The following is a 21095-nucleotide window of genomic DNA, read 5'->3' as shown; positions in this document are numbered from 1 at the left end:
GGAGCTATGAGATGGACCTGCTGCTGCTGCGCTACTTCCAGGCGGTCGCCTACCGCGGCCACCTCAGTCAGGCGGCGGCCGAACTGCACATCGCCCAGCCGTCGCTGAGCCGGGCGATCGCGCGGCTGGAGGCGGATCTCGGCGTGCCGCTGTTCGAACGCGCCGGGCGGGGACTGCGGCTCAACCACTTCGGCGCCACGTTCCTGCGCCGCGTCGACCGGGCCCTGCGCGAACTCGACGACGCGCGTCAGGAGCTCGTCGACCTGGCTGGTCTGGACCACGGCCGGGTCGCCGTCGCGTCGGAAACCCTGCTCACGCTCACCGGCCTGATGAGCGCCTTCCGCGCCGAGTATCCCGGCATCGAACTGCGGCTGTACCAATCGTCGGCGGAAACCATGGCGCAGCAGCTGTGCGCGGGCGAGGTCGACCTGTGCTTCGCGTCGCAACCGCTGCGGCAACCCGGCCTGCAGGCACGGGAATTGCTCCGCGAGGAAGTGCTGCTCGCGGTGCCCAGCACGCACCGGCTCGCGGGACGCAAACGCGTGCGGATGGCGGATCTCGCGAACGAGCCCATGGTGACCACCCGCCCCGGCTACTGGCCGCGCACCCTCGCCGACCGCCTTTTCGCCGAGGCCGGCCTGGAACCGAACTACTCCTGCGAAAGCGACGAACCCGGCGCGACCGGCCAGCTCATCGCGAGCGGACTGGGGATCGGCCTGGTGCCGGAGGTCGCCCGGCAGGCCGCCAAGGACGAGGCGGCCGTCGGGCTTGAGCTGGACGTCCCGGATTGCTCTCGGACGCTGTCCGTGGTGCAGCGGGCGGATGCGTATCTTTCCGCAGCGGCACAACGCCTGACGGAGTTCGCCGTGGCCTACTTCGCCCGTGAACCGTCCGAGCAGGAACCGTTTGCGCCGTTTGGGCTACGAGCCTAGCCCGCTTCAGCGAGGGGATTTGCCCGATTCTCGACCATGGACGGTTGTTGCCCGGTCACGAACTGCTCATGCTGAACAGCTATTCGGCACGAGCAGGGGAAGCCAGATGCAGCAGCAGAGCTTGGCGGTCCGGTGGTCGGCGCGAACAGTCCGGTCCGGCCCGTTTCACCGCGCGTTGTCCGAGGCCGTCGACCGGCGCGGGTTGTCGCTTTCGCGGCTCCGCGCGCATCTCGCCGCGCACGGGGTGTCGGTCGCCGAGTCCACGCTGAGTTACTGGCAGCGCGGCCTGCGCAGTCCGTCCGCACCCCGGTCGCTCGACGTCGTGCGCGCTCTGGAGTCGGTGCTGAACCTGCCGCCGGACAGCCTGGTCGTGCTGATCGGACCGCACCGGACCGCGGACGCCGACCGCAGGCCGTCGCTGCCGGAACTCCAGCAGAGCTGGGCGGAAACGTTCGCGCTGCGCGACGAGCTGAGCGGAACGCCGGGCGTCGAGGAGAACGCGGACCTCGACGTCGCGACGGTGGTCGACGTGCTGACCCTCGGCGCGCAAGGCCGCACCGAGGAGATCTCGTCGACCATGGTGGTGCGCGCGCGAAGATCCGGCCCGGACAGCTTCCTGGTGACGCACCAGGACGAGGAGGGCAGCGACGTCACGGCGACGGAGATCATCGCGGTCGACGGCTGCCGGGTCGGGCGGGTGCGCCGCAGCGCGCGGTCGTCCGGGATGGTGTTCGAGGTGCTCTTCGACCGGGGCCTCGCCGAGGGCGAGACGCACACGTTCGGGTTCACGCTGCGTCCCGCCGCCTCGGTCCGGCCGGGGAATTTCCACCGGGTCGTGCGCTCCCGCATGTCGGCGTACCTGCTGCGGCTGCGCTTCCACCCGGCCGCGCTGCCCGCGCGCTGCCTGCGGACCGTCCGGCCGAGGGAAGACCTCGAACTGCTGGTCCGCGAGCCGCTGTTCTGCGGGCCGGGGAACACGGTCAGCGCCTACTTCGAGGAACTCGGCGTAGGCATCGCCGGGGTCGATCTCATTTGGGACTGATCCGCCGTTTCGTCCAGCGCCACAGCAGGAACGCGCCGCCGAGCACCACCGCCGAGCCGAACACGATCAGCCCGACGAGCAGCGACCCGGCCGGTCCGGTGTCGCGCTGGAGGGTCTGCTTGAACCCGATCCCGCCGCCGCGCTGGTAATCGGAACCGGGCAGTTTGTCGGCGTACCGGGAATGCACCTGCCGCTGGTATTCGGCGATCGGCGTGAACTGGCCGACCGGCGACTGCGGAAGACTGGCCTGCAGCAGCACGACGCCGTCGCGGCCGAGGTCGTACCACCCGTTGATCTGGGGTTCGTTCAGCAGCACCGAACCCGGGCGCAGCCGGGCGCTGAGCGTCTCCTCGTCGTTGCCGGACAACACGTTCCCGACCGACCAGCCGCTCGGCGCGTTATGGTCGGGCGCGGCGCGGAGGGTGGCTTTCGCGCCGGTGGCCGCGGTGGCCGTCACCGCGATCGACCGCAGCACCCCGGCCGGGGCTCCCGGCTTCTCCGTGACGAAGTCCGGATTGAGCGTGTAGACCGGGAAACCCTTGGGCAAGAGGGTGATCCGGCCCGGGTCGGCGTGGCCGACCTGCCGGAAGTTCGACTTGGCGAAACTGATCGCGCGTGCCGTTTCCGCGGCTTTGACCGCGGCCGCGACGTCCTGCTCCGACGGCGGCGCGACCCACGAGGCCCCGGCGGCCTCGGCGGGACCGGCGGACAGGAGCGCCGCGACCGCGATCGCCGCGCCGGCGGCGAACTTCCGGCAGATCTCACCCATGGCGGCTCGTCAGCCCTTCTTGATGTTGACGATGGTGTCGTTCCAGGTGAACTGGGCGTTGCTCTGGTACTGGTTGTAGTCCCAGGTCTGGTACCGCTCGTAGCTCGGCCACGGGTCGCCGACCATGATCGAGTTGTTCGTGTTGTCGTATCCGTAGATCACCTCGGCGTGGCCGCCGCCGGAGGTCCAGTAGATGCCGGTCAGGTTCAGGATTCCGGAGTTGACCTGGTTCTGGACCGAGTCGTAGCTGATCGGCCCGTTCGCGCTCTGCGCGGAGAACCCGGTGCCGAGGAATCCCTGCACGATTTCCGAGATCTGGCCGCCCTCGTTCGGGCAGTACCCGGACTGGGTGCCCTTGCCCGCCGCGCAGAAATCGGCCTGCGTGGCGGTGCCGCCCTGCGACTGCTCGATGCTGGAGCCGTCCGCGGCCCAGCACCACTGGTCGTTTTCCTGCACCTGCTGGTTGTATTCGAGCTGCTTCGAGGCGGGCAGCGCCGCGGCGTGCACGCGCCCGCCGATCGGCTGGACCTCTTGCACCTGGGTGTGCGTCGCGGTCTTGATGAGGCCGTTCGGCTGGTTCGCGTCGTTGGTCGACTGGGCCAGCGCGGTGCCCGGCAGCAGCGCCACGGCAAGCGCGGCTGCCCCGGTCGCCACCGTTATCCGGACGGTCCGCCGGGTGGGTCGGTAATCCATCGAATCTCCTTGTGCCAGACGGGGAAGGGAGCCTGCCGGGTGACCCGGCCGAGCATCACTGTGTGCTCGCCCGCTCCCGCAGAGCAACGGCCCCGGCACGCGGTGTGAGTGTTCACAGCCGGATTCGCCGGAGAATGACTGGCACGGCCGCGGTTTCGCGCACCGCGGCACCAGCTAATTCGCAATATTCACAGCGCGTTCACAAGCGATGAACCGTGCCGGAGCGGGTCAGTCCACAAGGGACTCGGGTTACGGCAGGCTTTGCCGCAGCGCCTCGCGGAGCAGTTCCGGCGGAGTCGATTCGGGGTGCAGGACCGCCTGCATGGTCAGTCCGTCGAGCAGGGCGGACAGCCGGACCGACTCGACGGTCAGGTCCAGTTCTTCGGGGAGCCTGCCGAGTGCGACGGCCTCGCGCAGGATGCGCGTGATCAGGTCGCGCAGGTTCTGGTGCTGTGCGTCGGCGCTCGCGCGGAACGCCGGACGGGTGCGGGCGGCGACGGTGAACGCCAGCCAGGCCACTGCCTCGTCCCGGCGCTCGTCGTCGAGCGGGAGGAATTCGGAGAGCAGATCTTCGACCAGCGTCCGGCGGTCTGTTTCGGCGGCGAGCAGCCGGTCCGCGCGGATCGCGACGCGCTCGCCGATCCGGCGGCCGAGCTGGTTCATGGTGAAGAGCATCATCGCTTCGTGGTCGGCGAAGTAATGCCGGATCGACCCGATCGCGAGGCCCGCTTCCTTGGCCACGTTGCCGAGCGTCGCGCCCTCGACGCCGGAGCGGCGGACCACTCGGACCACGGCCTCGCTGACGGCCTTCCGCCGGTCTTCCGGCACCACGATCTTCGGCACGGTTGTGTTTATAGCACGGTGGTGCCACGATGGTTTTAGCAAGTGCGTGCTAAAACGGGTCTTGGGGGTCGTGATGAGCGGATGGGTGCTCGGGGGCTTGGTCGTCGGCGTCGTGGTGATGCTGGTGTTCCGGTTGGTCGGCGAGCCGCTGAACTGGCGCGACACCGTCGCGCCGCCGGTGGTGCTGATCGCCCTCGGGGTGGTGGGGGTGGTCCAGTTCAAGGGACTGACCAGCACGGACGTGTGGTGGATCGGCGGCAGCTGCGTGCTCGGTCTCGCCTTCGGCGCGGCGCGCGGCGCGACGATCCGGCTGTATTCGAGGAAGGGCGAGTTGTGGCAGCGCTACCGGAAATCGAGCCTCGCGCTGTTCGTGCTCGGCGTCGCCGCGTCGATCGGATTCACTGTGCTGGCAGTGAAATTCGGTCTGCACGAACAGGCGAGGCCGTACCAGCTGGCGATCGGCGTCAGCTTCGCCGGAGAAGCGTTGGTATTGATTCCGCGTGGGCTGCGCTCGGACGTCCCCTTCGCGAAGGACAAGGAACGCCCGTGGGACAACTGGCTGCGTTCCCGCTGAACCAGGTCAGGACAATTCGGCCTGGCGTCGCCGCAGTTCGTCGATGACCTGGTCGAACACGGCGCGGTGGGCTTCGAGCCGGGCGAGGGTCAGGCTGATCGACTCCTGGACCTGCTCGACGTCCTCGGCGGCGATCTCGACGTGGTCCGCGTGTTCGGCGGTGGTCGTCCCGACGGTCAGCGGACGGTCGACGCGGGGGAGCGGCCGTCCTTGCGGTTCCCGGTCCAGCCAGGACGCCATGTCCCGCATCTCGTCGTCCAGCCGCACCGTCCACGACTGCCGTCGGCGTTCCTCGCGTCCTGGATCCCGGCGTTCCCAGCCCGCGACGACCAGGTCTTCGATGGCTTTCGCCGCGGTCCGGCACGCGACTTCCAAGCGGGGCAACGGATCCAGTCCGATTGTCGAGATCTCCTCCAGGATCGGTTCGCCCGCGGTCCACACCCCGTCGACGGTGTGGGTTTCGGCGACGTCGTGCGCGGTGGCGAGCAGGGCGCTGATCGCCTCGCGCACCTTCGCCACGTCGGCCGGGTCCAGGTCCTCGTCGGTCAGCCGGTGCGGCGATCCGGTGCGCGGCGGGCGTTCCTTGGCCGGCCAGGAACGGGTTCCGCCACGCCTCCGGTAGTGCTGCTGCATCGCCTGTTTGGACCGGCCGCCGTACTCCGCGCCCAGTTGTTCCCAGGTCCAGCCCCGGTCGAGAACCGCTTCGATCAGCGTGACCTCGGCCCGGTCCAGGTCGGCTCGGACGTCCGGGACCAGGTGCAACGCTCCCGCCGCGTCGTCGGCGCTGAGGTCTTCGTCCGGGCCGCGCCCGGATCTAGCCGCGCGTACCAGTTCGCTGAGGAACGGGTTTTCTCGTTGCCGGAAGTACCGGGTGGTCATGGTGTGCACGGAGTCCGCCATGCCGGCAACGTATCGGTTGACGGCATGGCGCGTCAACTGATCCGTTGACGACTTCGTCTCACCAGGTCACCGGCAGCTCGTGGACGCCGTAGATGCTCATGCCGGTCCGCAGCGGCACCTCCTCCGGCGGGACCGCGAGCGCGAGCGTCGGGAAACGGTGCAGCAACCCGGCGAATCCGGCGCGCATTTCGATCCGGGCGAGCTGCTGGCCGAGGCATTGGTGCACGCCGTGGCCGAACGACACGTGCGTCCGGGCGTTCCGCTCGACATCGAGATCGTCGCCTCCGGGGAAATGCGAAGGATCGCGATTGGCGGCCAGCATCGAAATCAGCACGGTCGATCCCTTGCTGATCTTTTCGCCGCCGAGTTCGAGGTCTTCGGACGCGTAACGGAACAGGACGTCGACCACCGTGAGGTAGCGCAGCAGCTCTTCGACGGCACCGGGAATCAGATCCGGATCGGCGCGCAGCGCGGCCAGTTGCTCCGGGTTTTCCAGCAGAGCGAAAGTGCCCAGCGCCAGCATGTTCGCCGTCGTTTCGTGCCCGGCGAGCAGCAACAGGAACCCGATGCCGACGAGTTCCTCGACGCTCAGGTCGTCGTCGCGCGCCAGGTCGGACAGCATGTCGGAGCCGGGGTTCGCGCGCTTGCCGGTGGCCAATTCCCCGAGGTACGACGTGATCGCCGTCCAGGCGGCCATTTTGTCCTCGAGGCTTTGGTCCCGGAGCATCATCTGCGCGGAATTCTTCTGGAAAGTCTCCCGGTCGGAATACGGGACCCCGAGCATTTCGCAGATCACCAGCGACGGCACCGGAAGCGCGAATTCCCGCACCAGATCGGCCGGCCTCGGACCTTCGGCGAGGTGGTCGAGCTGGCGTTCGGCTATTTCGGTGATGCGCTCCTCGAGCTGTTTCATCCGGTTGACGGTGAACGCGCCGGTGAGCTTCCGCCGCAGCCGGGTGTGGTCCGGCGGGTCCATCGTGAGGAACAGGCCGGGCACCTGCGGCTGCGGATCGAACTCCTCCTGCGCCTCGGGCATGCTCGGCGTTTCGTAGGGCACGTGCACCTGGCCGAGGTCCTGGCGCGAGCTGAATCGCGGGTCGGCGAGCGCCTGGCGGACGGCGGCGTAGCCGGTGACCAGCCAGCCGTCGTGCCCGTCCGGGAACTTCAGCGGGCTCACCGGCCGCGACTCCCGCAGCCGGGTGATGGCCGACGGCGGGGCGAACGGGCCCGCGTCGCGTTCGAGCGGCAGGCCGGGCGGTCGGGTCATCTTCGGATCCCCTCTCGGTGGTGGTGCGACCAGCGTCACCGCGGGGGCTGACATCCCGCTGATACGGCGCTGGCTCGACTACCATCGGCAGACATGCCGGACACGCAGTACGAAGACCTGCTTCAGCACGTGCTCGACACTGGAGCCGAGAAGGGCGACCGCACCGGGACGGGCACGCGGTCGATTTTCGGGCACCAGCTGCGCTACCGGCTGGCCGACGGATTCCCGCTGATCACCACGAAAAAGGTGCACTTCCGGTCCATCGCGTACGAACTGCTGTGGTTCCTGCGCGGCGACTCGAACGTCACCTGGCTGCGGGACCACGGCGTCACGATCTGGGACGAATGGGCCGCTCCGGACGGCGACCTCGGCCCGGTCTACGGCGTGCAGTGGCGCTCCTGGCCGACGCCGGACGGCGGGCACGTCGACCAGATCAGCGACGTCCTGCGCACCCTGCGCGAGAACCCGGATTCGCGGCGGATCATCGTGTCGGCCTGGAACGTCGGGGACATCCCGCAGATGGCGCTGCCGCCGTGCCACGCGTTCTTCCAGTTCTACGTGGCCAACGGCGAGCTGTCCTGCCAGCTGTACCAGCGCAGCGCGGACCTGTTCCTCGGCGTGCCGTTCAACATCGCCAGCTACGCCCTGCTGACGCACATGATCGCCGACCAGGTCGGCCTGCGCGTCGGCGATTTCATCTGGACCGGCGGCGACTGCCACATCTACGACAACCACGTCGAGCAGGTGCGCAAGCAGCTTTCCCGGGACGCGCGGCCGTTCCCGACGCTGAGCCTGAAGCCGGCGGAGAGCCTGTTCGACTACCGCTACGAGGACTTCTCGCTGGAGGGCTACGACCCGCATCCCGGCATCAAAGCCCCGGTGGCGGTGTGAGCATGATCGGACTCATCTGGGCGCAGGCGGCGAACGGCGTGATCGGGCGCGACAACGCGTTGCCGTGGCACATCCCGGAGGACATGAAGCACTTCCGCACGGTGACCGCGGGCGCGACGGTGCTCATGGGACGGCGCACGTGGGAGTCGCTGCCGGAACGCTTCCGGCCGTTGCCGGGACGGCGGAACCTGGTGGTGTCCCGCACGCCGCAGGAGGGCGCGGAGACATTCCCCGACCTGCAGCAAGCGTTTGCGGCCGCCGACGGCGACGTCTGGGTGATGGGCGGCGCGCGGATTTACCAGGAGTCGCTGCCGTTCGCGGACCGGATCGAAGTGACCGAACTGCGGGAATCCTTCGAGGGCGACGTCTACGCGCCGGAGATCGGCCGGGAACCGGACACGGTCGGCGAGTGGCAGGAGTCGAAGAACGGGCTGCATTACCGGCATTTGAGCTGGGGTTCTCTGAGCTGACCGCGGGTGCGACGGTGAGCGTGTCGCCGTCGAGTGTCGCGACGGTCGTCGACCGCGACACCGGCGCGCGGGAAGCCATCGAGAAGGCCGGGCTCGCGCCGGGATCGCGGTAGGCGGCACCGAGGTCGGCGAGTCGGTCCGGACCCGATCTCCCGGCCGGAGTCGCGGCGGCGGCACGACGTCCGTCACGCGGACCCCCGGCTGACTCGGCCCCGGACGATCGGCGGTACATACCCCGTGGCAACCACCTCCCCGTCGAACCAGGCGGTCAGCTTCGCCGCCTCCTCTTCCAGCGCCGCCGCGGCGGCGGGAGACAGCGGTTCGATCGGCACGACGTCCACCGTCCCGTCCGGTTGCTGCGTCCAGGTCCCGACGATCCGCCCGTTCCACCACGCGGTCGGACCGGCGTTGCCCGCGCCGTCGAAGAGCTGCGGTCCGTGGTCGCCGAGGTAGAAATCGCGGCGGCGCCAGCCCATGGTGGTCGGGTCGAGGGTCGGGAGAAGCGCCGCCCAATCGCTGTCGAGACGGACCTCCTCCGGGTCGTCCGGATGCAGCCACGCCGGGGTCCCGTCCTCCAGCAGAGCGGGCGTCGCGCCGACGTCGTCCAGCGCCTGGCGGACCGCGGTTTTCGTCGCGCCGAGCCACCACACCAGGTCGCCCTCGGTCCCCGGCCCAAAGGACCACAGCCAGCGCCGCACCAGTTCCTGGTAGCCCTCTCGTTCGCCCAGGACGCCCGGATCCTCGCCGAGCCACTGCTCGACTGCTGTCCACACTGGACGCGACGCCTGCCAGCGCCCGGCGTTGTCCCCGCGAACCACCGAACCACTCGCCGCGAGCACGGAAAGCACGCGGGAGCCCACCGGGGCGAGCACCGTGGGCTGTCCCTCGGCGGCGACCCGCGTGTTCAACTCGGGAAGGCGGGCGCGCAGTTGCGCGGTGGTGCCGGGTTCTTCGCGGATCGCCTGCAGCGCCTCGGTGCACCGGTCAGCAATCCACTTAGGACCGTCGACGATTCCGGCGAGTTCGGCGTCTTTGACCAGTCGCGCGGTCAGCTGCCGCGCCACCCGAGCCGAGGCGCTTCCCCTTGCCGCGGCGAGCAAATCGACGGGGAAGGCGAAGACGGTCCGGCGCATCGCCAACTGCCGCACCACAGTCCGTCGGCTGAACAATGCGTCCGAAATGGACATACGGTCTGCACGGGACCGGGCGTATGCGGACAGGTAGATGCTGCTGGCCTCAGTCGCGTGCAAGCACGTGACCGCGCGGACGGCGGCCTCCACTCCGGACTCGACGGTCGCCAGTGCGTGCCGCAGCCCGATCCGGTCCCGTCGCTCGTCGTCGGTCACCTTTCGCATGGATTCGATCCTGCCGGAAGTAGCGGCCACTCCCTGACCGCTACTGCTGCGAGTCTCGGTTCCAGCGCGGGAACGAGTCCGGCGCGGGAATCGAGGAGTCGAAATCATGGCAGTGCACGCCGTCGCCCACTTGAACTTCCGGGGCGAGGCCCGGGAGGCGCTCGAGTTCTACCGGTCGGTGTTCGGCGGGGAGATCCGGATCGCCACGTACGGCGACTTCGGGATTCCCCAGGACGCGCCGGGCGCGGATAAGGTCGTGTTCGGCCAGGTCGTGGGTGAGAACGGGTTCCAGGTGATGGCCTACGACGTGCCCGGCGCCGCGGCCGCCGCGCCGGTCGGCGAGACCACCCGCGAGAACGGGACGACCGTCACGACGGAGAAGTTCTTCCTGTCCGTCAGCGGCGATTCCGTCGACGAGGTCGGCGAGTTCTGGAAGAAGCTGTCCGAGGACGCGGCGGTGATCGAGCCGTTCGGCCCGTCCCAGTGGGCCCCGGGATTCGGCATGCTTCGGGACCGCTTCGGCGTCACCTGGATCCTGCAGGTCGCCTGATCCGCCGGTCTGCGGCCGGAATCCTGCGCCGGCCGCGGACCGCCTTTCACCCCGGGCACGGCGAGAGACCCTGTTCGAACGCGAGCACGCCGCTCGGGTCGTATTTCGCCGCTACCGCCTGGAGGGTCGGAAGGTTCACCCCGTAGTAGGCCGTGGCCCAGTCCTTCTGGTCGTCGTTGAGGTAGTTGACGTACGCGCCGCCAGTGGCGAATTCCGCCAGCCGCGTCTGGACGTCGTTCACCTCGTGCTTCGCGGACTCCCGGTCGACGTCCGGGCCGGCGCTGAGGTAGACCTGCACGTCGCCGAATACGCCGCGATGGGCGAACGCGGTTTCGGTGGGGCGGACGTCGGAGACCGCCGCGTCGAACGGGTTCACTTCCAGCGCGACCGTGGTGTCACCGGTGACGAGTGCGCTCAGCCGCGCCGGATCCGCTTTCTCGGCCAGCACCCGGGAAACGGCCGCGAATCGGCGGCGGCCGAGGCTTCCGGACCAGAACTCCATCGCACCGAGGTAGTCCGTCTCCTGGAAGCCGCTCACGCTGCCCTTGACCCCGGCCCGGCGTTCCAGGTCGGCGATGAGCTGGCGGGCTTGCTGTTCGCCGCCGAGGAGACAGCCGGGGACGCCCGCCGCCGGGTGCGGTCCGCCGAGCACCGAGATGTTCGACCAGAATTCCCTCGGCGCGGCGGTGACCCAGTCCTGCCAGGCTCCGTAGACGTCGGTGGCCGAGCCCTCGGGAAAGTTCACCACGAACACGGTCACCCGCGGCGGCGCGGGCACGGTGCGGAAGGTGAATTCCGTGGTGATCCCGAAGTTCCCGCCGCCTCCGCCGGTGAGCGCCCAGCCGAGGTCCGAACCCGGATCTACTGAATGCACTCGCAGATCGCGCGGTGTCACGACCTTCGCCCCGACCAGGTGGTCGCAGGTCAGTCCGTATTTCCGCATCAGGACACCGATTCCGCCGCCGAGCGCGAGCCCGGCGATGCCGACCGAACCGCAGGTGCCGCCCGGCAGCGCGCGGCCTTCGGCGGCGAGTGCGCGGTAAACGTCGATCAGCCGTGCTCCGGGACCGATGACCGCGGCGCCGTTCCGGCGGACCTCGACGCGGTTCATCAGCTTGAGGTCCGCGACCAATCCGTTGCCCGGTGTGGAATATGCGACGTAACTGTGCCCGCCGCTGCGTGCCGCGAACTTGACTTTGTTTTCCGCGGCGAAATCGAGGCACTTCCGGACGTCGTCCGTGTCGACGCACCGCGCGATCGCCGGTGGATAGCGGTCATCGTAAAGAAGATTGAACGGCGGACGGATTTCCTCGTAGCCGGTGTCGTTTCGCTGCAGCAGCGCACCGTGCAGCCGCCTGCGCAACGCGGCCCAGTCCGGCTCCTTTTCGGCGGCCTCCGCAACGGTTCCGGTCCCGACGACGGCCGCACCCGCGGCGATCGCGGACCACTGCAAAAGACGACGGCGGCTCAACGTCATGGACGCCCCCTCCCCGCCCCGAGATGTCCCTTGTCCGACGCCGCTAGCATAGACTAATCTTTCCGAAATAAAAGACGTGTCTACGGTATCTCGAAAATGCGTGATTCGGGGGCGCTGGGGGTCGACCGGCCTTGCTCCGCCATCGGATCAGGAGGTGCGGGCGTCATGGCTGCAGACCGCTCCGGCTCGGCCCCGCCGCGTTCCGCGCGCCGGTCCGCGGTGCTGGCTTCCAGTGTCGGCACGCTGCTCGAGTACTACGACTATTACCTGTTCGGCCTAGCCGCCGCCGTCGTGTTCCCGGCCGTGTTCTTCCCGTCCGCGGACCCGCTCACCGGACAGTTGTCGTCGTTCGCCACCTTCGCCGTCGGGTTCGTGCTGCGCCCGGTCGGCGGCATCGTGATCGGCCATCTCGCGGACCGGTTCGGCCGCAAGAAAGCGTTGATCCTGACCATCGTCCTGATGGGGACCGCCACGATTCTCATCGGCGCGCTGCCCGGGTACCGCCAGATCGGCGTCGCGGCCCCGATTCTGCTGGTGCTCCTGCGGCTGCTGCAGGGTTTCTCGACCGGCGGCGAAATGGGCGGCGCGATCTCGCTGGCGGTCGAACACGCCCCGCCGCGCAAACGCGGTCTCTACGGTGCCCTGCTGCTTTCGGGCGCCGGCGTCGCGTTGCTCATTTCCTCCGGGCTGATGGCGTTGTTCGCGACGCTCCCGGACCGGGATTTCCTGGCCTGGGGCTGGCGGATCCCGTTCCTGCTGAGCTTCGTGCTCCTGGTCGCGGGGTTGATCATCCGGCTGCGAGTAGGCGAAACGCCGGAGTTCGAACGCGCCCGCAAGAAGGACGCCGGCGCGCGCATTCCGCTGGTCGCCGTGCTGCGCCGGCCGCGCAATCTGCTCTACGGTGTGCTGTTCGGTTTCGCCAACAGCATCGGCGGCTACGTCATCACGACTTACGGCGCGTCGTACGTCAAAAAAGATCTCGGCATGCCCGCATCGGTGGCCCTCACCGCGACCATGGTCGCCGCCGGCGCACAGATCATTCTCGCGCCGACCTGGGGTGCGTTGTCCGACCGGATCGGCCGGAAACCGGTGTTCCTCGGCGGCTGTCTCGGGCTGGCCGTGGTGATTTTCCCGGTGTTCTGGCTCTTCGAGACCAAGAATCCGGTCCTCGTGGCGGTCGCGATGGTGCTGGGCTTCTCGGTGTTCGTGATGGCGATGTCCGCGCTTTCCCAAACCATTCTGGCCGAATTGTTCGACACCCGCTCGCGCGTCACCGGCGTCAACCTGGGATACCAACTCACCGCGGTACTCGGCGGCGGATTCGCGCCGTACCTCAGCGCATGGCTGGTCGGCGCGACCGGCGCGGTGTGGGGCGTCGGAATCTACGTGATCGCCGGCTGCGTCCTCAGTGCGATCGCGATGCTGCTGTTGCCCGAGAGGGCCGGACAACCGCTGCCGGAACCGGCTGCGGAACCGAAAGCCGCGACGGTATGACCTCATCCTGGTGCCGCAAAACCAACCCTTGCGAGACCTTGCCCAAGGAATCGCTCATCCGGCATCAACCTTTGAGCTGCCGGTAGCGTCATCCGCCCGGCTCGAGGCGCGCGATCGTCCCCTCGGTCCACGATCGGATGGCGTCGACCTGCGCCGGGGTCAGCTCGTCCAGGAAGTGGCGGCGAATGTTGGCGCCATGGACCACCAGGGCCTCCTGGATGACCGAACGGCCGGGTGCGGTGAGGCTGATCCCGGTGCGTCGCCCGCTGGGCCCGCTGCGGGTCGGGGTGACCAGGTCGCGCGACTCCATTCTCGTCAGCTGGTGCGAGACCCGGCTCTTTTCCCAGCCGAGGGTTTCGACGAGGTCGGCGACGCGGGCCTCGTGGCCGGGCGTGCGCCACAGGGTCACCAGCACGCTGAACTCGGCCTTCGAGATGCCGCATTCCCGTTGCAGGCCGCGGTCGAGTTCGCGGGTGAGCAGGCGTTGCGCGCGCACCCAGGCGTTCCACAGGTCCCAGTCGTCGGGCGTCATGGGCAGGGAGCGTACCCGGGGAGTTGACTCATCAACTCGAAGCGCCCTAGAGTTGACGTATCAACTTTGGGGAGGATTCATGCGAACCTTGCTCCAGAACGGAACCGTCGTCAGTCTCGATCCGGCGGTGGGGGACCTCTCGCACGGCGACGTGCTGATCGAGGACGGGCGGATCGCGGCGGTCGGTCCGGCGATCCAGGCCGAGGCCGAGGTGGTGGACGCGACGGGCAAGATCGTCCTGCCGGGGTTCGTGGACACGCATCGGCACACCTGGCAGACGGCGTTTCGCGGGCTCGGCGCGGACTGGACGTTCGCGCAATACCGCGAAGTCATGCACGGCACCCTCCGGCCGCACTATCAGCCGGACGACGTGTATCTCGGGAACCTGCTCGGGCGGCTCGAAGCGCTGAACTCGGGGGTGACGACGATGCTCGACTGGTTCCACTGCTCGGACCGGACGGAGAACGCCGACGCGGCGATCGACGCTCTCCAGGAGGCACCCGGAAGGTCGATCTTCTGTTACTGCGCAACGGAAACAGAAGACATCGCCCGGGTTCGGGAACGGTTGCCGGGCGACGAAATGGCGTTCGGGTTGCGCGGTCCGATGTTGACCACAATGGACACCACCGACGCCGATGTCGCGTTGGCGCGGGAACTCGGGCTCCGGGTCAGCGTGCACATTCACCGCGCCGCCTGCGAGGCGATTCCCGAGATGCACGAACGAAAATTGCTTGACGACCGGACGACGATAGTTCACGGCAACGGCCTCACCGACGCGCAGCTGGCGATCCTCGCGGACGCGGGCTGTTCGGTGACGCTCAGCCCGGACGTCGAGCTGAAGATGGGGTTCGGGTGGCCGGAAACCGGACGTCTGCTGGCCGCCGGGATCCGGCCGTCGTTGTCCATTGACGACTGTCCGGCTGCCGGGGGTGACATGTTTTCGGCGATGCGCACGGCTTTCTCGGCGCAACGCGGGCTTGACGGAGGTCTCGTCGCGCGCGATGTGCTCGAGTTCGCCACTGTGGACGGTGCGCGGACCTGTGGACGAGGAGACCGCGCGGGCAGTATCAGCGTCGGGAAAGACGCGGATTTGGTGCTCATCGACGCGGAGGACCTGTCCGTGTTTCCGGTCAGCGACCCGGTGTCCACAGTAGTCACCGCGGCCCATCCGGGAGTGGTGGACAGCGTGTTCGTCGGCGGCCGGGCGGTCAAGCGGGACGGTCGGTTGCTGGGGGTGGATCTGCCGAAACTCCGGGCTCGGCTGCTGGAATCGCGCGACCGGATCGCGGCGGCGGCCGGATTGGCGATCGGATGAAGATTCTGGAGACGGATCGGTTGCTGCTGCGGCGATTCACCGAAGCCGACGTCGAAAACCTGGTTCAGCTCGACAGCGACCCGCGAGTGATGCGATTCCTCACCGGCGAGCCGACGCCGCGCACCGAGATCGAGCAGAAGGTGCTTCCCGCGATCCTCGGCGATTACGAGCGCGGGCCAGCCGGACGGTGGGCGGCGATCGAGCGGGCGACCGACGAATTCATCGGCTGGATTTCCCTGCAGCCGCCGAAAGACGGCAGTACGACGGAGCTGGAACTCGGCTACCGGCTGCTGGCGAAGGCCTGGGGTCGTGGTTACGCGACCGAAGGCGCGCGGGCGGCGATCCACAAAGGATTCACCGAATGGGACACGCGGCGGGTCTGGGCGCAGACGATGGCGGTGAACACCCCGTCGCGGCGAGTGATGGAACGGGCCGGGCTGACCTATGTCCGCACGTTTCACCCGCACTTCGCCGACCCGCTGCCGGGCACCGAACACGGCGAGGTCGAGTACGAGCTGACCCGCGACCGGTGGGCGGCCCAGGTGCGGTGAACTGTCCACCAGACCGTGGAGCGGGCTGTCTTAAACTCCTGGTATGTCATCGCGAACCGGCGGGGGAGGGGCCGAGCTGGAGTTCGCGGTGCTCGGGCCGGTCCGCGGCTGGTACGGCGGGCAGCCGCTCGAACTCGGGCCGGTGCTGCGGACGACGATGCTGGTCGCGTTGCTCCTGAGGCCGGACGTGACGGTCAGCCGGGCCGAGCTGGTCGACCGCGTGTGGGGCGAGCATCCGCCGGAGAGCGACGGCGTGCCCGGCTACATCTACCAGCTGCGGAAATCCCTGGCGGCGGCCGGTGCGGACGCGAAATCCGTGCTGCGAACCGACCCGGGCGGGTACCGGTTCGCCGGGGCGGGCGTCGGGGTGGACGCGGTGCGGGTCGAGGATCTCGCCGCTCGCGCCAAGAAAGCGGCTGCGGCCGGTGCGTTCGCCGCGGCGGCTGACGGGTACGGCCAGGCGCTGGCCTTCTACGAGGGCGTTCCGCTGGCCGGACTGCCCGGCCCGTTCGCCGAATGCGAGCGGCGCCGGTTCATCGAACGCCGCGTCGGACTGGTCGAGGGCCGGACGGACGCGTTGATCCGGCTGGGCGACTACACGTCGGCGATCAGCGAGGTGTCGGCAGTCCTCGCAGAGCATCCGCACCGCGAATCGCTGACCGGGCTGCTCATGCGGGCCCTCTACGGCGCCGGCCGGCAGAGCGACGCGCTCGACACGTGGCGCGAGTTCCGCGTCCGGATGCGGGAGGAATTGGGGCTCGAACCCAGCGAAGACCTGCGTCGGGTGCACGATGCAGTGCTGCGTGGCGAGGACGGAGCGCTCGGCGTCGCGGCGCGGCCCGCCGTCGTGCCGAGGATCCGGGACGAGCTGCCGCACGACGTCGGCGAGCTGGCCGGCCGCGACGACGAACTGGCCCGGCTCGTCGCGCCCGGGAGCGGGGTGTGCGCAGTGGACGGCGTGCCCGGGTCCGGGAAGACGGCCCTGGCAGTGCGGGCGGCCCAGCTGCTGCGCGAGGAGCATCCCGACGGCTGCCTGTTCGTCGGCCTGCACGGGCATAGCACCAGCCGCGCGCCGCTCGCGCCGGTGCGGGTGGTGCGCCGATTGCTGCGGTCGGCGGGCGTCAACGAACAGAACATTCCGGACGACCTGGACGAACTGTCCGCGAATTGGCGCGCCGCCACCGCTCCGTTGCGCCTGGTGCTGGTGCTCGACGACGCGGTCAGCGCCGAACAGGTCCGGCCGCTTTTGCCGGGCGGAACCGGAAACCGGGTGCTGATCACCAGCCGTCGCCGGCTGCCCGGGTTGGACGTGGAACGCCGGATTTCCTTGGGGCCGTTGACGTCCGACGCCGCGGCTGGCTTGCTGAGCCGGATCGTCGGCCCGGCGCGGGCGAGCCAGGAACGCGAGGCCGTACGCGAATTGGCCAGCCTGTGCGGACGGCTTCCGCTCGCGCTGCGGATCGCGGGCGCCCGGCTCCAGAACCGTCCGATGTGGACTTTTCGCGACCTCGTGGACCGGCTCGCCGACGACGCCGGCCGCCTCGGCGAGCTGACCGCTGAGGAACGCAGCGTCGAGGCCGCGTTCCGCCTCTCCTACGACCAGCTTCCGCCAAAAACCCAACGCGCCTTCCGCACGCTGGGCCGCGCGCCCGCGCCGGAATTCGACGAGCTGGTGCTCGCCGCCATGCTCGGCTGCCCCCGGCGCGAGGCGGAAAGCGTGCTCGAGGGCCTGGTCGACGCGAACCTGGTGCAAGCTCCCGCCGCGGGCCGGTACCGGATGCACGACCTGGTCGCGGTTTACGCGCGCCGCCTCGCCGCGGACGAACCCGACGTCGCCAGCGGGCTGGGGGTTTACCTGCACGCCTGTCGCGCGGCGAGCGAATGGGACGAACCCGGTTTCCCCAGCGGCCCGGCACCCACCGAGTCGCCTTTCGCCGGGCTGGTGGACGCTTCGGCCTGGCTGGATCAGGCTGGTGACCTGGTGGAAGTGGTCTCGTCCGCGGTCGCCGCGGGGCACCCGGACTACGCGTGCTGGATCGCCGAGGGAGCTGTCGACTACCTCGTGCGGCGCATCCGCTATCGCGAATGTGTTGCCCTGCTGGAAGTTGCGCTGTCCGAGGTGGACAACGTCGCGGACCGGCGGATGACGACGGCACTGCGGTTCGGACTCGGCTGGGCGCACCTCGCGCTGGGCGATTCCGCCCAAGCTCGGCACTGGTGCGAGGAGGGGCTGCGGATCAGCCGGGAAAACGGCGACCGCCGGGAAACGGCACGAGGACTGTGCGGGCTGGGAATGGTCACGATGCTCTCCGGCCCGTTGGACGAAGCGCGCCGGGTGCTGACCGACGCTCGAACGCTGGCCGTTGAGGTAGCGGACGACTGGCTGGTCGAACGGGCGGTTTCCGGTCTCGGCTACGTGCATTTCCAACAGGGCGAGTACGAACTCTCGCTCGCCTGCTTCGCCGAATCGCGGGAAGTCGCGGTCTCGACCGGAAATCCGGCGATGCTGGGCCGCGTTTCGAGTCACGTCGGCAGCGTGCAGTTGCATCTGGGCCGATCCGCGGAAGCGGCGGAACCCTTGCGGGAGGCAGTCGAATTGGCCGAGCGGGTCGACGACCGGCTGTTGCTGGTGAGTTCGCTTTCGCGGCTCGGCACCGCGGAACAGGAATTGGGACATCTGGATCTCGCGCTCTCGTATCACTTGCGAGCGCTCGGTGCGTTGACGGACCAGATGTCGCCGTGGGCGGAGATCGAAGTCCGGAACCGGCTGGGTGCGTGTCGGCAGGCTCGCGACGAGGAAGAGGCGGCGCGGGAACAGTTCGACCTCGCTGCCGCGGTGTCGGCCGGGCTGGACCCGACGCGGGAAAATCAGGTTTCGTAAACGTGCTTGGCGTGAAATGCTTGCTGCACCACCGTATTTAGCCTGAGGGGAACTTTGTTCAGCTTGCCGAAGACCGGTATCGAGGTCCACCTCGGCCTCTGGGTCGACACCGCGGATCTCGCCGAGATGATCGGCCGATGCCAGTCGCTGGCCGACGAATTCGGCGGCGTCGCGGCGCAGATCGAGCGCTGGCCTCGGGAGAGTTCGCGTCCGGGATTCGTCGCCACCCTCTACTGTTCCGCCCCGTGGACGGAGGGGGAGACCGCTGCGCAAGCCATGCGCAGTGCGGTCAAACCGGTGGCCGCCAAGCACGGGCTGAACGACGAATACCTGGACTTCTTCGGCGATCCGGAGAAGGACGGTTACGCGAACCTTTGGTTCTACGAGCAAGAATTCGACGGATATGTGCTATTTCTCGTGCTCGCCGCGCACGGCGGCGCGGACGTGAAGGAAGCACAGCCCGGCACTCGGGAAGATTTCACCGAGGCCGCCGACACCGACCTCATCGCCACAGTGCGACGCCGGTTTCCCGGGGCAGGCCTCGGGACGGCGTTGGGACAGGCACTTCCGATCGCGGAATCGATCGGGGCGTCCGGCCTCCAATTCCAGGCCTCGGAGAGTTCGTGCGAGGTCGTGCTGTTCGCCGTGCGGCCCGTCGTTGACGGAGAGAACCTGGAAACCAGCCTGCGCCGCATCGGGGAAACGCTCGCGGATCAGCTGGACGTGCCTCCGAATGCGGTTGTCCTGCGGGGCGCTGGCGAAGATCTCGTCGGCGCGCTTGAGCCCGACCGCAAACCGGTCGCGACGCTGCGCCCGCGAACGGTCGAGGATTGAGCGTTCGCGGGTGGCTTCTGTTCCTCCAGTTCAGAAGCCACCCGCGAACGGCCCCTTCGCTCAGGAAGCGCGGATCGCCTCGATCTCAAGGACGAGTTCTATTTCCTTGGAGACGAGCAGGCCGCCCGATTCCAGTACCATGTTCCAGACCAATCCCCAGTCCTCGCGATTGATCTTGCCGCGAGCGGAGAACACCGCGCGATCATTTCCCCACGGATCGCGCGCGTGCCCGAGATACTCCACGGCGAGAGTGACCGGACGCGAGACGCCCTTAATGGTCAGGTCGCCGACCATCGTCGCCTCGTTGCCGGTCGCACTCACTGAGGTTGATTCGAACGTGGCTCGCGGATGCTGTTCCACGTCGAAGAAATCCCCGGAACGCAGGTGGTCGTCCCGGGTCTGGTCGCCGCTGTCCACAGTAGCCATCTCGATGACCGCGCGCACCGTGGTGTCTTCGATCTTCTCGCCGATTTCCACCGTGGCGTCCACGCCGGTGAACCGGCCGCGGACCTTGGTGAGCAGGAAATGCCTGCCCACGAAACCGACCTCGGCGTGTCCGGGATCGACCTTCCAGGTCCCGGCGGCGGGAAGTTCCGTTCCGGCGACCACGCGAGTTGCTTCTGTCATGGTGTTTCCGTCCTTTCAGCGGCCGGATTCGGTCGGCAGTCCGGCCGCGATCCAGTCGGCTTTGCCCTCGTCGTAGTCGAAGACCTGGGTGTACCCGAGTTCCGCCAGGTGCTTCGCGACGGTCCCCGAGTTCTGGCACGGCGAATCGGCGCAGTAGACGATCACCGCGAAGTCCTTGTCCGGCAACAGGTTCGGCGCGAGTCTCTCGACGTCGTCCACCGGCAGATTGAGCGCGCCGGGCAAATGCGCCTTCGCGTAGTAGTCGGCGGGCAGTGCCTCGACGACGATCGCCGAACCAGCGTCGATCCGCTTCTTGACCTCGTCGCGCGTGATGGGCTTGACCATCGGTCCTCCTCCGGGAATTTAAGTGCGTACGCACGCACTCTATACGTTAGGTGCGCCCGCACGCAATGACGTACCCTGGGAGGCGTGAGCGACCCGAAGATCGGCCTGGAGGCGTGGCGGGCGATGCTGCTCGCGCACAGTGCCGCGGTACGAGCCATCGAAACCGACGTGCAACGGGGCGGGACGGTGCCTCTGGCCTGGTACGACGTCCTGCTGGAACTGAACGCGGCGGGAAAGCAGGGCCTGCGGATGGCGGAGGTCGCCGACCGGGTGGTGCTCAGCCGCACGCGAGTGAGCCGCCTGGTGGACGAGATGGTGCGGGCCGGACTGGTGATGAAACGCCCGGAGCCGGACGATCGCCGGGTGAGCTGGGCGGTGATCACTGACGAGGGAGTCCGCGCGCTGCGGAAGACCGCGCCGGTGTACCTGCAGAGCATCGAGCGGCATTTCTCGGCGCATGTCAGCGACGAGGAGGCCGCGGTGATCGGGAAGGCCTTGCTGCGGGTCGCCGAAAGCGGGAAGGCCGGGCGGCAGGTTTAGTGCTTCCGCCGTCGGTACGTTGCGCGACGGCGGAAGGGGTCGCAGCGGATTTTGCCTGCTGAGCACGGGAACGCGCTGAATCGCGCCGAAAGATCAAGAAACTTAAAGCGGAGAGATGTGCCTCGGCAGGGTTGCCAAAGGATGGGAACGGGGCTGGCCAAGGGGCTTTCGTCGGCACCTTGGTGGTCGAGGCGAGCTTCCTGGCGCAGGCGG

Annotated in this window: 22 protein-coding genes; 12 read left to right on the top strand and 10 right to left on the bottom strand. The window is 68.6% G+C overall.

Annotated elements, in window-relative coordinates; translation table 11 throughout:
- Positions 1–11 precede the first annotated feature (11 nt).
- Both CU254_RS31570 and CU254_RS31565 read left to right on the top strand, forming a co-directional pair.
- The gene (locus tag CU254_RS31570; RefSeq protein WP_009082691.1) at positions 12–932 is read left to right on the top strand and encodes a LysR family transcriptional regulator; all 921 of its coding nucleotides are present in this window, start codon (positions 12–14) and stop codon (positions 930–932) included.
- Positions 933–1038: 106 nt separating this feature from the next.
- Positions 1039–1974 (top strand): helix-turn-helix transcriptional regulator, encoded by a 936-nt coding sequence (locus CU254_RS31565; protein ID WP_050788327.1) that lies wholly within the window; start codon positions 1039–1041, stop codon positions 1972–1974.
- Here CU254_RS31565 and CU254_RS31560 read toward each other — a convergent pair.
- The 3 genes from CU254_RS31560 to CU254_RS31550 form a co-directional block, all read right to left on the bottom strand.
- Positions 1961–2743, bottom strand: coding sequence for a hypothetical protein (locus CU254_RS31560; protein WP_009082689.1), 783 nt, complete (start codon positions 2741–2743; stop codon positions 1961–1963). The two genes, CU254_RS31565 and CU254_RS31560, sit on opposite strands and share 14 nt — an antisense overlap.
- 9 nt (positions 2744–2752) lie before the next feature.
- On the bottom strand, positions 2753–3436 hold the full coding sequence (locus CU254_RS31555; RefSeq protein ID WP_050788326.1) for a papain-like cysteine protease family protein: 684 nt from the start codon (positions 3434–3436) through the stop codon (positions 2753–2755).
- A 249-nt stretch (positions 3437–3685) separates the two neighbouring features.
- Positions 3686–4279, bottom strand: coding sequence for a TetR/AcrR family transcriptional regulator (locus tag CU254_RS31550; protein ID WP_037715434.1), 594 nt, complete (start codon positions 4277–4279; stop codon positions 3686–3688).
- Positions 4280–4352: 73 nt separating this feature from the next.
- Here CU254_RS31550 and CU254_RS31545 point away from each other — a divergent pair, with 73 nt between their 5' ends.
- Positions 4353–4853, top strand: coding sequence for a hypothetical protein (locus tag CU254_RS31545; protein ID WP_037718289.1), 501 nt, complete (start codon positions 4353–4355; stop codon positions 4851–4853).
- A 6-nt stretch (positions 4854–4859) separates the two neighbouring features.
- Here the strand turns inward: CU254_RS31545 and CU254_RS31540 are convergent, their stop codons facing one another.
- Complete coding sequence (locus CU254_RS31540) at positions 4860–5753, bottom strand: hypothetical protein (protein ID WP_037715432.1); 894 nt, start codon at positions 5751–5753, stop codon at positions 4860–4862.
- A 58-nt stretch (positions 5754–5811) separates the two neighbouring features.
- Positions 5812–7020, bottom strand: a complete 1209-nt coding sequence (locus CU254_RS31535) for a cytochrome P450 (protein ID WP_009082678.1) — start codon at positions 7018–7020, stop codon at positions 5812–5814.
- A 93-nt stretch (positions 7021–7113) separates the two neighbouring features.
- On the opposite strand from CU254_RS31535, the gene CU254_RS31530 reads away from it, so the two are divergent.
- Together CU254_RS31530 and CU254_RS31525 are read left to right on the top strand one after the other, a co-directional pair.
- Complete coding sequence (locus CU254_RS31530; RefSeq protein ID WP_009082677.1) at positions 7114–7911, top strand: thymidylate synthase; 798 nt, start codon at positions 7114–7116, stop codon at positions 7909–7911.
- Positions 7912–7913: 2 nt separating this feature from the next.
- Positions 7914–8381 carry a dihydrofolate reductase gene (locus CU254_RS31525; RefSeq protein ID WP_037715430.1) on the top strand — a complete coding sequence of 156 codons (468 nt, stop codon included), beginning with the start codon at positions 7914–7916 and terminating at the stop codon, positions 8379–8381.
- Between the two features lie 185 nt (positions 8382–8566).
- Here CU254_RS31525 and CU254_RS31520 read toward each other — a convergent pair whose 3' ends face one another.
- Positions 8567–9736 carry a winged helix DNA-binding domain-containing protein gene (locus CU254_RS31520; RefSeq protein WP_037715428.1) on the bottom strand — a complete coding sequence of 390 codons (1170 nt, stop codon included), beginning with the start codon at positions 9734–9736 and terminating at the stop codon, positions 8567–8569.
- 106 nt (positions 9737–9842) lie between these two features.
- Here CU254_RS31520 and CU254_RS31515 point away from each other — a divergent pair, with 106 nt between their 5' ends.
- Positions 9843–10286, top strand: a complete 444-nt coding sequence (locus CU254_RS31515; RefSeq protein ID WP_009082672.1) for a VOC family protein — start codon at positions 9843–9845, stop codon at positions 10284–10286.
- Positions 10287–10332: 46 nt separating this feature from the next.
- Here the strand turns inward: CU254_RS31515 and CU254_RS31510 are convergent, their stop codons facing one another.
- A complete protein-coding gene (locus tag CU254_RS31510) occupies positions 10333–11763 on the bottom strand; it encodes an FAD-binding oxidoreductase (protein ID WP_009082670.1) in 1431 nt (476 codons plus the stop codon).
- Between the two features lie 165 nt (positions 11764–11928).
- Here CU254_RS31510 and CU254_RS31505 point away from each other — a divergent pair, with 165 nt between their 5' ends.
- On the top strand, positions 11929–13257 hold the full coding sequence (locus CU254_RS31505; RefSeq protein ID WP_009082669.1) for an MFS transporter: 1329 nt from the start codon (positions 11929–11931) through the stop codon (positions 13255–13257).
- Positions 13258–13345: 88 nt separating this feature from the next.
- On the opposite strand, the gene CU254_RS31500 is transcribed toward CU254_RS31505, so the two are convergent.
- Complete coding sequence (locus CU254_RS31500; protein WP_009082664.1) at positions 13346–13789, bottom strand: MarR family winged helix-turn-helix transcriptional regulator; 444 nt, start codon at positions 13787–13789, stop codon at positions 13346–13348.
- Between the two features lie 79 nt (positions 13790–13868).
- On the opposite strand from CU254_RS31500, the gene CU254_RS31495 reads away from it, so the two are divergent.
- The 4 genes from CU254_RS31495 (at position 13869) to CU254_RS31480 (ending at position 19370) form a co-directional block, all read left to right on the top strand.
- Entirely contained in the window at positions 13869–15104 is a 1236-nt protein-coding gene (locus CU254_RS31495; RefSeq protein ID WP_037715425.1) for an amidohydrolase family protein, read from the top strand.
- A complete protein-coding gene (locus CU254_RS31490; protein ID WP_009082662.1) occupies positions 15101–15655 on the top strand; it encodes a GNAT family N-acetyltransferase in 555 nt (184 codons plus the stop codon). Before CU254_RS31495 ends, CU254_RS31490 begins: the two co-directional genes overlap by 4 nt.
- A 43-nt stretch (positions 15656–15698) precedes the next feature.
- On the top strand, positions 15699–18536 hold the full coding sequence (locus tag CU254_RS31485; protein ID WP_009082660.1) for a BTAD domain-containing putative transcriptional regulator: 2838 nt from the start codon (positions 15699–15701) through the stop codon (positions 18534–18536).
- Positions 18537–18599: 63 nt separating this feature from the next.
- The gene (locus CU254_RS31480; protein WP_158688121.1) at positions 18600–19370 is read left to right on the top strand and encodes a hypothetical protein; all 771 of its coding nucleotides are present in this window, start codon (positions 18600–18602) and stop codon (positions 19368–19370) included.
- Positions 19371–19430: 60 nt separating this feature from the next.
- On the opposite strand, the gene CU254_RS31475 is transcribed toward CU254_RS31480, so the two are convergent.
- Together CU254_RS31475 and CU254_RS31470 are read right to left on the bottom strand one after the other, a co-directional pair.
- Complete coding sequence (locus CU254_RS31475; protein WP_037715423.1) at positions 19431–19997, bottom strand: YceI family protein; 567 nt, start codon at positions 19995–19997, stop codon at positions 19431–19433.
- Between the two features lie 15 nt (positions 19998–20012).
- Positions 20013–20342: a rhodanese-like domain-containing protein gene (locus CU254_RS31470; RefSeq protein WP_009082654.1), complete on the bottom strand. Its 330-nt coding sequence runs from the start codon at positions 20340–20342 to the stop codon at positions 20013–20015.
- 84 nt (positions 20343–20426) lie between these two features.
- Here CU254_RS31470 and CU254_RS31465 point away from each other — a divergent pair, with 84 nt between their 5' ends.
- Entirely contained in the window at positions 20427–20882 is a 456-nt protein-coding gene (locus CU254_RS31465) for a MarR family winged helix-turn-helix transcriptional regulator (protein WP_009082651.1), read from the top strand.
- Positions 20883–21095 lie beyond the last annotated feature (213 nt).

The organism is Amycolatopsis sp. AA4, assembly GCF_002796545.1.
Lineage (GTDB): Bacteria > Actinomycetota > Actinomycetes > Mycobacteriales > Pseudonocardiaceae > Amycolatopsis.
This window is presented reverse-complemented; position numbering and strand designations above follow the sequence as displayed.